The 12,197-nt window shown below is 36.6% G+C and carries 10 protein-coding genes; 6 read left to right on the forward strand and 4 right to left on the reverse strand.

The window, feature by feature from the left end; all coding sequences use genetic code 11:
* Positions 1–3: 3 nt before the first annotated feature.
* Positions 4–2,118, reverse strand: a complete 2,115-nt coding sequence (locus I6U49_RS07695) for a M1 family metallopeptidase (protein ID WP_198628225.1) — start codon at positions 2,116–2,118, stop codon at positions 4–6.
* A 119-nt stretch (positions 2,119–2,237) separates the two neighbouring features.
* On the opposite strand from I6U49_RS07695, the gene recG reads away from it, so the two are divergent.
* The 3 genes from recG (at position 2,238) to pheT (ending at position 8,058) form a co-directional block, all read left to right on the forward strand.
* Entirely contained in the window at positions 2,238–4,337 is a 2,100-nt protein-coding gene (gene recG / locus I6U49_RS07700) for an ATP-dependent DNA helicase RecG (protein WP_198628226.1), read from the forward strand.
* A gap of 228 nt (positions 4,338–4,565) precedes the next feature.
* Entirely contained in the window at positions 4,566–5,480 is a 915-nt protein-coding gene (locus I6U49_RS07705; RefSeq protein WP_198628227.1) for a hypothetical protein, read from the forward strand.
* A 151-nt stretch (positions 5,481–5,631) separates the two neighbouring features.
* Complete coding sequence (pheT, locus tag I6U49_RS07710) at positions 5,632–8,058, forward strand: phenylalanine--tRNA ligase subunit beta (RefSeq protein ID WP_198628228.1); 2,427 nt, start codon at positions 5,632–5,634, stop codon at positions 8,056–8,058.
* 161 nt (positions 8,059–8,219) lie between these two features.
* Here the strand turns inward: pheT and I6U49_RS07715 are convergent, their stop codons facing one another.
* Together I6U49_RS07715 and I6U49_RS07720 are read right to left on the reverse strand one after the other, a co-directional pair.
* Positions 8,220–8,807 carry a DUF4136 domain-containing protein gene (locus I6U49_RS07715; protein WP_232804666.1) on the reverse strand — a complete coding sequence of 196 codons (588 nt, stop codon included), beginning with the start codon at positions 8,805–8,807 and terminating at the stop codon, positions 8,220–8,222.
* Between the two features lie 237 nt (positions 8,808–9,044).
* On the reverse strand, positions 9,045–9,599 hold the full coding sequence (locus tag I6U49_RS07720; protein WP_198628230.1) for a fasciclin domain-containing protein: 555 nt from the start codon (positions 9,597–9,599) through the stop codon (positions 9,045–9,047).
* Positions 9,600–9,850: 251 nt separating this feature from the next.
* Between I6U49_RS07720 and I6U49_RS07725 the strand changes: the two genes are divergently transcribed.
* The 3 genes from I6U49_RS07725 to I6U49_RS07735 all read left to right on the forward strand — a co-directional run bounded on the left by I6U49_RS07725 (position 9,851) and on the right by I6U49_RS07735 (position 11,086).
* Positions 9,851–10,579: a hypothetical protein gene (locus I6U49_RS07725; protein WP_198628231.1), complete on the forward strand. Its 729-nt coding sequence runs from the start codon at positions 9,851–9,853 to the stop codon at positions 10,577–10,579.
* A gap of 77 nt (positions 10,580–10,656) precedes the next feature.
* Positions 10,657–10,902, forward strand: coding sequence for a putative signal transducing protein (locus I6U49_RS07730; protein WP_198628232.1), 246 nt, complete (start codon positions 10,657–10,659; stop codon positions 10,900–10,902).
* Positions 10,895–11,086 carry a hypothetical protein gene (locus tag I6U49_RS07735; RefSeq protein ID WP_193710543.1) on the forward strand — a complete coding sequence of 64 codons (192 nt, stop codon included), beginning with the start codon at positions 10,895–10,897 and terminating at the stop codon, positions 11,084–11,086. The genes I6U49_RS07730 and I6U49_RS07735 overlap by 8 nt, the downstream gene beginning before the upstream one ends.
* Positions 11,087–11,177: 91 nt before the next feature.
* Here I6U49_RS07735 and I6U49_RS07740 read toward each other — a convergent pair whose 3' ends face one another.
* Positions 11,178–12,188 (reverse strand): 3-oxoacyl-ACP synthase III family protein, encoded by a 1,011-nt coding sequence (locus I6U49_RS07740; RefSeq protein ID WP_198628233.1) that lies wholly within the window; start codon positions 12,186–12,188, stop codon positions 11,178–11,180.
* Between the last annotated feature and the right edge of the window lie 9 nt (positions 12,189–12,197).

The following is a 12,197-nucleotide window of genomic DNA, read 5'->3' on the forward strand; positions in this document are numbered from 1 at the left end:
TGATTAAAGTTTAGTTTGCAAATAATCCCTCTCTTTTTGAGAAAGACGTTCATCTAAAGCTAAGAATTTTTGGCGATATTCTTCTTTCTTTAATAAAGCCGTAAGCAATTGCCTGCTATAGTCCCTAAATCTATATGCATGATGCTGGGTTCCTTGCAATAAATCTAATAAGTTCTGGGTGGTAAAACTATTTATTTGATATAAATACCCAAAAGCATTTTCTCTTACTTCCAGGGGATAATGTACTGCAGTATATCCTGAAAGTTCACGATAATTTTCCTGCTGTTTTCCGGGTTCATAACCCGGACTTATAAGATTTAAAGTTAACCAGAGCATACGTACATTTTTATTACTAAAGCCGTTTACATCCCTGGTTTTATCTAAGTAAGCAGCAATTTCTTTGGGAAAATTCATCCATAACTTTAATAGGGACACCTCTTTGGTTAGGTATGATTCGTCGTCTAACAAAGATTCAAAATCACTTTTTAGTTCTTTCGGAATTCTCTCCATGCTACTGGCAATAGCCTGCCTAACATACACATTATTGGTGGCAAATGCTTTTTTATAAAGCTTGATAGCTGTTGCTGAAGTTTGCCCCTCTAGTTGAAAAACCACTTCCTGCCCGGTATAATCGCTTACCGGAAAATCTAAGGCCTTGCTCAGTTCGGCCTCCTTTTTGTCCAGGGGTGTTTCCTGCAATGCTAGGATTTCTAAATGCTTCTTTATAAATTCAGAGTTTTTTAAAGAATTTAAGGCCACAAAACCCTGAAAAGCAGTCTGATTTAACCATTTTGACATAAAATCAGATAAATCAATATTGGCCGCTGCCTCCACTTCAGCAATAAAATTACTGGTAGTGGCACTTTTAAACTTATATTTAACAAGGAAATTCTTTACGGCCGTATTAAAAGCTTCCCTGCCCACCTTTTCGCGCAAAATATGCAAAGCCCAGGCACCTTTTTGGTAGTAAGTAAGTGAGCTTGCTTTAGCCTTAGTGATTGCTTCACCCTTACCCTTATCGCTCAACTCCTTTAATTGTTCGGCAGATAGGTAGAGTTTCCAGTAATAATAATCGTCTCCAAAAATTTCCCGCTCTGCCAGCAAAGCATAAAAAGTAGCAAAGCCTTCATGCAACCAATGATCGTTGGCTGTTTGGGCCGTCACTAAATTTCCAAACCACTGGTGGGCCAATTCATGCGCATTTACGCCTACATAATTTTTATCTTTAAAAGCTATAGAATCGGTAATAAAAGCATTATCAAAAATCGTTGCAGTAGTATTTTCCATTCCCGAATAAAGAAAATCCAATACCGGTGCCTGTTTATAATTCTGCCAGGGGTAAGCCACACCAATTTCACTTTCCAGGAAATCAAAAATTTGTTTGGTATAACGGTAAGTCGGCTCTAGCCTTTCCTTTTGGCTAACCGGCATATAAAATTGCAAAGGAACGCCCGAAGCAGATTTTATTTCTTCTTTTATATAATCGCCTGCTGCAAAAGCCAGTAAATAACTACTCATAGGCCGCTGCATATCAAAGGCCCACTTTTTTAAAGAATCGTTTTTAGAAATAGCTACAAGCTTTCCATTGGCCATTACTTCCAGGCTTTCAGGAAACCGGTACGAAATGTCAAACTCTATTTTCTCTCGCTGATCATCAAAGGAAGGCAGCCAATTAGAGGTATATCTCCCCTGCCCCTGCGTCCAGATTTGTTTGGGTGCATTTATTACTTCCGGAATGTCCCAATTTATAAAATAAACGGCCTCCTTTGGCTGCGCCGAGAATTTTAAAGACAAAGTGTTTTTTTCAGAAACTGCTAGATTATTTTTTATCCAAATACGTTTTCCGTTATTTCTTGATGTTGCGGGCTCTTCATTAAGCAATACCTCATCTACAATCATACTCCTGGCATCTATGTAAAAGGAATCTAGCGGTTTTAAAATTTCAAAATTATACTTTACTACGCCTGTAATTCTTTTTTCCTTCGGAATAACAAGGATTTCAGCTTCTGCTTTTTGAAAATTTATACTGTTTATTTGGTCTAGCGAATCTGCTATTGGCGACTGGCTATATGTACACCACGAAAAACAAAATAGCCAACTAAAAAGGAAGTATTTCATAATAAAAATCTACCCTTGCAAATTACAAAAACTATAGAAAAGGAAGGCTTTAGAAAAATTCAGATTTATTTTTAAAAGAAATTCAACCTAAAAAAACTGATTTTAATATCTTCGTTTTCATGAATGCTAATATACTGCAAACGCCTATAGATTACTTAAAAGGAGTTGGCCCAAACCGGGCCGATTTACTGCGAAAAGAACTTGGCATTCATACCTATCAGGATTTAATAAATTTCTTCCCAAATCGTTACCTGGATAAAACCCGGTTCTATAAAATAAATGAATTACAACGCAACTCGGCCGAAGTACAGGTTGTGGGGAAAATCACGCATATAAAATCGGTAGAACAAAAACGTGGCAAACGCCTGGTAGCCGACTTTGTGGATGAAACCGGTAAAATGGAATTGGTTTGGTTTCGGGGACAAAAATGGATTCGGGAGAATTTAAAGATAAATACACCTTATGTTATTTTTGGGAAAACCAATTGGTTTAACGGACTTTTTAGCATGCCCCATCCCGAAATGGAACTGGTAGAGGAATACAAAAAGCAGCTTCGCACTGCAATGCAGCCTATTTATCCCTCTACCGAAAAACTTGCAAAAGCTGGAATTAGCAACCGGGTGTTTCATAAAATAATGCAGCAGCTTTTTATTGAAACCAAAGGTAAATTCTATGATACGCTTTCAGAAGAACTTACTTCAGAATTAAAATTGCTCCCAAAAGCACAGGCAGTATTTAATGTGCATTTTCCACAAAACCAGGAATTATTGGCGCAAGCCCAATTCCGTCTAAAATTTGAGGAACTATTTTATATCCAGCTGCAATTGCTCATTAAAAATATGTTGCAAAAACAGAAAATAAAAGGTTATGTTTTTGAAGCGATTGGGGAAAATTTTAGTGAATTCTATAACAACCACCTGCCATTTGAGCTAACTGGTGCCCAAAAAAGGGTAATAAAAGAAATTAGGGCCGATTTAGGAAGCGGGGCGCAAATGAACCGATTGCTGCAGGGTGATGTAGGTTCAGGAAAAACCATTGTAGCACTCATGTCCATGTTTATTGCTTTAGATAATGGTTTCCAGGCTTGCTTAATGGCTCCTACCGAAATCCTAGCCATTCAGCATTACAACGGACTTGTAGAACTCTGTAAAAATCTGGATACCAGTATTTACTTACTTACCGGTTCAACTAAAACGAAAGACAGACGCGAAATTCACGAGAAATTAGAAAATGGCGAAATAGATATCCTAATTGGTACGCACGCCTTACTGGAAGATAAGGTGAAATTTAAAAATTTAGGCCTCGCGGTTATAGACGAGCAACACCGATTTGGAGTTGCACAACGTGCAAAATTATGGCGAAAAAACCAAGTGCCGCCGCATATTTTGGTCATGACGGCCACCCCTATTCCCAGAACCCTGGCCATGAGCCTTTATGGCGATTTAGATATCTCGGTAATTGATGAGCTGCCCCCCGGCAGAAAGCCCATTAAAACCGTGCACCGTTACGACAGTAACCGGCTTAAGGTATTTGCATTTATTAAAGATGAAATACAAAAAGGCCGGCAAATCTATATAGTTTACCCATTGATTCAGGAATCTGAAAAAATGGATTATAAAGACCTTATGGATGGTTACGAAAGTATAGCCCGTGAATTCCCGAATGAGCAAATTTCTATAGTGCATGGCCAAATGAAATCTGATGCCAAAGATTATGAAATGGATAGGTTTGTACGCGGCGAAACTCAAATTATGGTGGCCACCACCGTTATTGAAGTGGGTGTAAATGTGCCAAATGCCAGCGTTATGATAATTGAAAGTGCCGAACGATTTGGCCTATCGCAACTGCACCAACTTAGGGGACGTGTAGGCCGTGGTGCCGAACAAAGCTTTTGTATTTTAATGACCGGCCATAAATTATCTAAGGATAGCAAAACCAGGTTGGAAACCATGACCGCCACTAATGATGGTTTTGAAATAGCCGAAGTTGATTTAAAATTACGAGGGCCTGGTGATATTATGGGCACCCAACAAAGCGGGGTTTTAAATCTAAAAATTGCGGATATTGTAAAAGATAATGATGTTCTAAAACTAGCACGGCATCACGCAATGCAAATCCTAAAAGAAGATCCCAGTCTTTCACTGGAAAAGAACAAAGTGATTCGTTTTACCTACGCACAATTGGCAAAACATAAAAATATCTGGAATTATATTAGCTAAAAATCAACTTTACTTCAGAAAAAATACTACTGAATTTCCCTTAATTCCTGCCAAATTTAAAAATAGTTCCCCATAACCTCCCATAGGCCTTCATCTTACTAAAACTAAGGCTTCCCAACTATAAAATTAAAATTAGACCTCTAATTAACAGCTATTTACTGCATTTATCAAAAATTATTTAAAGCCATTATTGCGTAAATTTAAGTGTAAACCAAAACACACGTCATTATGAAAAAAGAAATAATTTTTAGAAAGTTGATAAGTCTGGTCATTATTTTATGTGGCGGATTAGTATTTGCCCAGGAAGAAAACAAAACAAGCCTGGACGAAAAATTGTATCAGGAAATTAAAAGTAATGGACTTGAGGAAGCCATGAAAATGTATGAAAAGCATAAAACAGCGGCCTATGAAGGTTTGCAGGAACCTTTAAATTTATTGGGCTACAAGTTAATGATGGAAGATAAAGACCTTGAAACGGCAGAATTAGTTTTTAAGGCGCAAATAGAAGAATATCCTGAACAGGCCAATCCTTACGATTCTTATGGCGATTTATTGTTGGAAAAAGGAGAAAAGGAAAAAGCCAAAAAACATTTCAAAAAATCAGCAGAGTTAGCTGAAAATATACAGGATGAAGCTGAAAGAAATGAAATGAAGCAGGCCTCACTTTCAAAATTAGCACGTCTGGAAAACAAGCATCGAAAATTAGACTTTCTTACGGGCGACTGGGAAATAACACAAACGGGCTACAGAGATGGCCAACCTGTAGATATCCCAAAAAGTACGCAGAGTATATCTTATTTACCGGGTGAGTCAGTTTTAAGAGTCACACATACCAAAGAAGGTAATACTGCCTGTTGCGAAAGAATCGTAGCTTATGATGCGCTAGATGACACTTACGAGATGGCCTACATTAGTGCTGTGAACCCAAACGGAATTCAAGTATCTGATATTCACATAAAAGAAAAGGGCAACGGGGAATATGAGTTTATAGAAGACTATACCCAAAATGGCGAACAAAAACAAGCTAAACATATAATCTCAAAAAAAGACCAAGATCATATAGAATGGCAAGTTCTTATTCCAAAAGAAGGTTCACAGAACTGGGAACTCGTAAATAAAATGGAGTTTAAAAGAAAAGCTTAATTATTAGTTTAAGTTTAATTAGCGTTAAAAGGAGCAACCTGGAAGCTCCTTTTTTCATTTAAAAAATTACGAAATAAGTCATAAAATTAAAATTTGAAATTATGTCAAAACTATTCGTAATACTATCTTTGCCAACTGAAAATATTGAGACATGAAAATTTCATATAACTGGCTTAAGCAATTCATTAAACTTTCTGAAACTCCGGAAACAACCGGGGAGTTACTTACCGATCTTGGTCTTGAGGTAGAAGGCCTAAATAGTTTTCAAAGTATTAAAGGCGGTCTTGAAGGAATTGTGGTTGGGCACGTGTTAGAATGTAAAAGTCATCCTAATGCCGATAAATTACAAATTACAACTGTAGATCTTGGTAATGGAGAACAGGTACAAATTGTTTGCGGCGCACCCAATATTGCCGCGGGACAAAAAGTTCCGGTTGCCACTATTGGCACCGTGCTGTATGATGAAAAAGGAGATGCCTGGCCTATTAAAAAAGGGAAAATTAGAGGCGAAGCCAGTTTTGGAATGATTTGTTCAGAAAAAGAACTTGGTCTTGGACAAAGTCATGAAGGAATTATGGTTATGAAAGAAGACCTTATTCCAGGTACTCCCGTAGCCGAAATTTTTGAAGTGGAAAACGATCAGGTTTTTGAGATTGGCCTAACACCAAACCGTGCAGACGCTATGAGCCACTGGGGCGTTGCCAGAGACCTTAAGGCCGGTTATACGCAACAAGGTAAAAACCTGGAACTTATTACTCCATCAGTTAGTAGTTTTCATGTAGATAGTAGAAGCCTTAAAATTCAAATTCAGGTTGAAGATTCTGCACTTGCACCAAGGTATTGTGGAGTAACAATTTCTGGCCTAAAAGTAGAAGAATCTCCAAAATGGCTTCAAAACAGGTTAAAAGCTATTGGGCTAAGCCCGAAAAATAATGTGGTAGATGCTACCAACTATGTTATGCACGAGCTGGGCCAGCCTCTGCATGCCTTTGATGCCGGAAAAATTGCCGGAAATGAAATTAACGTAAAAACATTAGAAAAAGGGACTAAATTTATCACCTTAGATGATGTAGAACGAGAACTTCACGAAGAAGACCTTATGATTTGTGATGCCGAAAAGCCACTTTGTATTGCCGGTGTATTTGGCGGGGCATCTAGCGGAGTAACCGATGTTACCACACAAATATTTTTAGAAAGTGCTTATTTTAACCCGGTTAGTGTTAGAAAAACAGCAAAAAGGCACGGCCTTAATACCGATGCTTCTTTTAGATTTGAAAGAGGTATTGACCCTAATATCACCGAGTATGCTTTAAAACGTGCTGCTCTTTTAATTAAGGAAATTGCGGGCGGTGAAATTACCAGTGATATAGATGATTTATACCCCAAGAAAATTGAAGATTTCCAGGTTTTTCTAACCTTTGACAAGGTAAACAAGCTTATTGGAGAAAACCTGCAACAAGAAACAATTAAATCTATACTGGCATCTCTGGAAATTCGGGTAAACAATGTTACCGAAACAGGAATGGGACTTACCATCCCATCTTATCGTGTAGATGTACAGAGAGAAGCCGATGTGATTGAGGAAATCTTAAGGGTTTATGGCTATAACAATATTAAGTTTGGTGACAAATTAAATGCTTCGGTTGCCAATTCTTCTAAATTTGAAGATTACCGGGTTCAAAATTTAATTGCCAACCAACTGGTAGGACAGGGTTTTTACGAAACTATGGCCAATTCTTTAACTTCCCCAACCTACTCGGAGTTAAGCGAACAATTAAACACCTCTCACAATGTAGAAATGTTAAATCCATTAAGTCAGGATTTATCAGTGCTACGCCAGTCTATGCTATACTCGGGCCTGGAGTCTGTAAGCTATAATATAAACAGAAAACGCAGCAACCTAAAACTATTTGAATTCGGTAAAACTTACCACGATTTTAATGGTAGCCGAGTAGAAAACAAACATCTTTCTATTTTTATTAGCGGAGACCGAAGTGCGGAACGTTGGAACTCTAATCTAGGTAAAACCGATTTCTTCTTATTAAAAGGTGTTATTCAGTCTATTTTCCAGAGATTGGGAATTGATAGTTTAAAATCTTCGGCAGTAAAATCTGATGTATTTTCTGAAGGGCTTGTTTACTCATCGGCTAAGAATAATTTGGTTGCCTTTGGGGTAATTCGGAAAAAAGTATTAAAGCATTTTGATATTGACCAGGAGGTATTGTATGCCGATTTTAATTGGGATGCCCTGTTGGAAGTAACAAAGAATAGAAAGACCAGCTTTAAGGCCATTCCAAAATATCCTGAGGTAAGACGTGATTTTGCCCTTCTATTAAATAATAATATTTCCTATAATGAAATTGAAGAGATCGCTCTAAAAACAGAGAAGAAACTTCTTAAAGAAGTAGATCTTTTTGATGTTTACCAGGGGAACAACCTTCCGGAAGGGAAGAAAAGTTATGCGGTAAGTTTCAAGTTTAGAGATGAAAACAAAACCCTTACCGACAAACAGGTAGATAAAATGATGAAAAAACTTCAGCATAGATTTGAAGAAGAACTTCAGGCTGAATTGAGATAATTATATATAAAATTGGCTGTTTAAGTCTCGATCTTACGTCAACCTGAATTTATTTCAGGTTCTAATTTGAATCAGGTGCCATTTTACTTAGATTCTGCAACAAGTTTAGAGTGACGTTCGGAATATTTAAACAGCCAATTTTAATTCTGGATTAAAGAAAATTAAGGAAATTCTTTAAAAATTTCATCTATATAATTTCTTATATCCCTTTCCCATCTTTTTGAGCCAATTTCTTCATTGGCAGTTCCACGCCATAAAATTTGATTGGTTTTTCTGTCTATAAAATCTATAACAATAGATTTCTCTTTGTAAGGTATTTGTTTAATCTCCCCACCTGCTGTAATTCGTTGTATGGTAAAGTAATTATCGTAGGTATAATCTGTATAATAATCACCTATGTAAAGTCCCGGGCGGTAATAGGAAAAATTTGTATATACAGGATCGGCATTAACATCGGCTACTCGTTCATCAAACATTGGATGAATATACACCAACACATCTGGCCTGCTATTATCTATGGCATAGTCTTCGGCAGACATGTTATTGTTAATTGTAGAAATAATAAGCTCGTGAATGCGATGGTTATTATACGATCTATCTTTAATTGTATCTTTATTGGGCAAAAAAGAATAGGTATTATAATCTTTTAATTTTCTGGCAGCATCTTTAGAAATGTTGCTTCCAGAGCCACAAGATATCATAAAGGCTCCCGCCAAAATTAAGGTAATAAATAGTTGTATTTTCTTCATAAATTTCAATTTTGCGAGCAAATTACATCTTCCCCGAGAACTATAAAAAGCTTCTAGCTCCTTTGATATTTTATTAACAAAAAAGAGCTGTCTAAAAAGTCCATTTCGATCAAGCTTAACATTTTTCAGCTTCTAAATTACTTATTGATTGTAAGCAAATTAGATATTGAAATAAAATTAATATGGCGATTTTAAGATCTTTTCAGGCAGCCCTAATTTTTCTTTTTCAAAAACAATCTATTTCCCGGGCAAAATTACAGTATCAATCACATGAACAACTCCGTTCGATTGATTAACATCTGCCTGTGTCACAGTAGCTACGTTTCCTGAGGCATCTTTAAGTTTTACTTTACCGTTTTCCATCATTGCATAAAGTTTTCCACCTTGTACAGTTTCAAAAGTAGCTTTACCATCGGCATTTTTAATAGCTGCTACCACATCTTTAGCCTTAAAATCGCCGGCAATAACGTGGTACGTAAGTACAGCCTGTAATTTTTCTTTGTTTCCTGGCTTCAACAATGTTTCTACAGTTCCGGCAGGTAATTTTTCGAATGCGGTGTTGGTAGGGGCAAATACGGTAAAAGGACCTTCACTTTGTAATGTTTCAACTAAACCTGCAGCCTTCACTGCCGCCACTAGAGTGGTATGATCTTTAGACTGCGAGGCATTCTCTACAATATTCTTGCTGGGATACATCTCTGCACCACCCACCATAGTAGATCCGTTCTGGGCTATTAAAGTCCCACCAATAAATAGAAAACAAAAAAATCCTAATAATTTTAAATTTTTCATAATAAAGTTTTTAAATGGTTTATGATATAAACGAGATAAAAAATGCTTCGGTTTTTTTGAATGTACGATTTAGCATTTTTTTAAGAACCCGCTTGTTTTAATATTTGTCTAATTTATTTTTATTTAGATTAAACATTTTTAAAAAACATCTAATTGTGATAGGTTTAACATGAAAGACTATAGAGTGAAAATAGGATTGCAGAAATCATCTTAATTACTTAATTTAGTGACAGATGCTAAAGAAAAAGAAAATGAAGTTGAAAGTAAATCTGCCACGTACCAATCTTGAAGTACAATTGCACAAGTCTCGTGAAAAAAGAATCTCTACTGAAAATATATTACAACAAGTACAGGATATTTTTGAAAAAGAAGCAAAGAAAGACGACAAGATTCTAAATGAAATCTATACAGGTAATGATGAAATAAATAGCCTCAACCTCGATTTATTGGAGAGTCATAGAATATTTCATCTTTCAGATATTGAAAGATTATGTATAGATTATCGCCTGCGCTTTTTAGACAGTAGTTATTTTAAAGGGGAAATTCCTTACGAGGTACTTTCTAAAATCAAGGCTTTAGAAAAAGAACAGCAAATTGCTTTAAAAGGCTTTAAAATTGTAGCTCCTTCTAAGCTATTTAAACTGGAAAATGCCGACGACCCCTTACTTTTCGTGCCCATGGGAAACGATTATTTCTACCTGGTACATAAATGGGGCAACGATCTTCATCCTTTTAGAAAGTTAATCATGTGGCCTTTTAGGCATCTTGAAAATTTTACACTTGTCTTGCTTGGTTTTAGCTTTTTACTTGCGTTGCTCATCCCGGACGGACTTTTCTCTCCCCAGCAAACCACCACACAATTCTTTATTATATTTTTCTTTGTATTTAAATGGGTAGCGGGTTTGTCTATTTTTTACGGTATTAAGAAAGGAAAGAATTTTAGCTCAGCTATTTGGCAAAGTAAGTATTATAATGCCTAGAACGTTAAACTCTATTTAAAATAAGCTTTGAGCTATATTTTAGTTTGTACTTTAGATAGGACTAAAAACTAGAAATTATGAGTTCAAAAGAATCTTACGAACGCGTGTATACAGGTTCTGAAACCAATGTTCAATACTTGCAGGAAATTTTTGATAAAGCCGGAATTTCTTCCCGGGTTAGAAATGATTTTGATTCGGGCTTGCGCGCCGGATTTGGTGGCGGTTTACCGGGGCAGGTACAGCTGTTTGTAGTAAGAAATCATTTTGACGAAGCTTTAAAAATAGCAAAAACAACCTTCCCAAAAGATTATAAAGATGAGTAACCTCAAAGGAGGAAAACGCAACAAGTGGTACTTAATATTGGGAATTATTTTTCTTGTATACGGTACTTATAGGCTCTACACCCACTTAACAGCCGCAGAAACCGATAATTTTGGATCTATTCTGGCAGTTGGCTTTATTGTTTTTGGGATTTACGACCTTTTTAGATACTTTAAAAAAGTATAACTAAAAATGTATACCAATAAAAAATGCTGTCTTTAAATAAACAGGCTTAAAGACAGCATTTTTTTATTTATTAAGATCAACAACATTAGCTTTACCAACTTATAACCGCACTTGCCCAGGTAAATCCGCTACCAAAAGCAGCAAGCACTACTACATCCTCATCTTTAATTTTTCCTTTCTCCCAGGCTTCGCATAACGCAATAGGAATAGATGCCGCAGTGGTATTTCCGTATTTCTGAATATTGTTATAAACCTGATCATCGCTTAATTTAAATTTCTGTTGAATATATTGGGAAATACGCAAATTTGCCTGATGTGGTATTAGCATATCAATATCCTTAACTTCCAGGCCATTGGCGTTTAATCCTTCCATAATCACTTCAGAAAATCGCTGAATCGCATTTTTAAAAACAAATTGACCATTCATATAAGGATAATAAGGGATATCGTCTCCCTGCGGATTTTCAGCTATAATCTCAGGAACCCAATGCTCTGTACTTGGTCCTTTTAAAGAAAGTTCCAAGGCGTGTTTTCCTTCAGAATGCAAATGGGTAGAGAGAATTCCCTCACCGTTATGGTCACTTCTGGTTAGGACCACTGCTCCCGCTCCATCCCCAAAAATCACAGAAACCGAGCGACCACGCGTAGTAAAATCAAGTCCACCACTATGGTTCTCGCTACCAATAACCAGTACATTCTTATACATTCCGGTTTTTATAAATTGATCGGCCGTTGAAAGCGCATATATAAAACCACTACATTGGTTTCTTACATCTAAAGCCGGGCAGGTATTAATATCCAACATTTCCTGTACCTGAACGCCACAACCTGGGAAATAATAATCGGGGCTTAGGGTAGCAAATACAATAAGGTCTATATCATCCTTATCAATTTTAGCACGCTCAATAGCAATTTTAGCAGCTTTTACACCCATGATAGCGGTAGAATTACCATCGCCCTTTTTAATATGACGCCGTTCTTTTATTCCGGTTCTTTCCTGAATCCACTCATCGTTGGTGTCCATAACTTTCGCCAAATCATCGTTAGTAACAACATTTTCTGGCACATAACTCCCAACTCCGGCTATTTTAGATTGATACATATTCTATTG

The organism is Salegentibacter maritimus, assembly GCF_016236915.1.
GTDB classification, from domain to species: Bacteria; Bacteroidota; Bacteroidia; order Flavobacteriales; family Flavobacteriaceae; genus Salegentibacter; species Salegentibacter maritimus.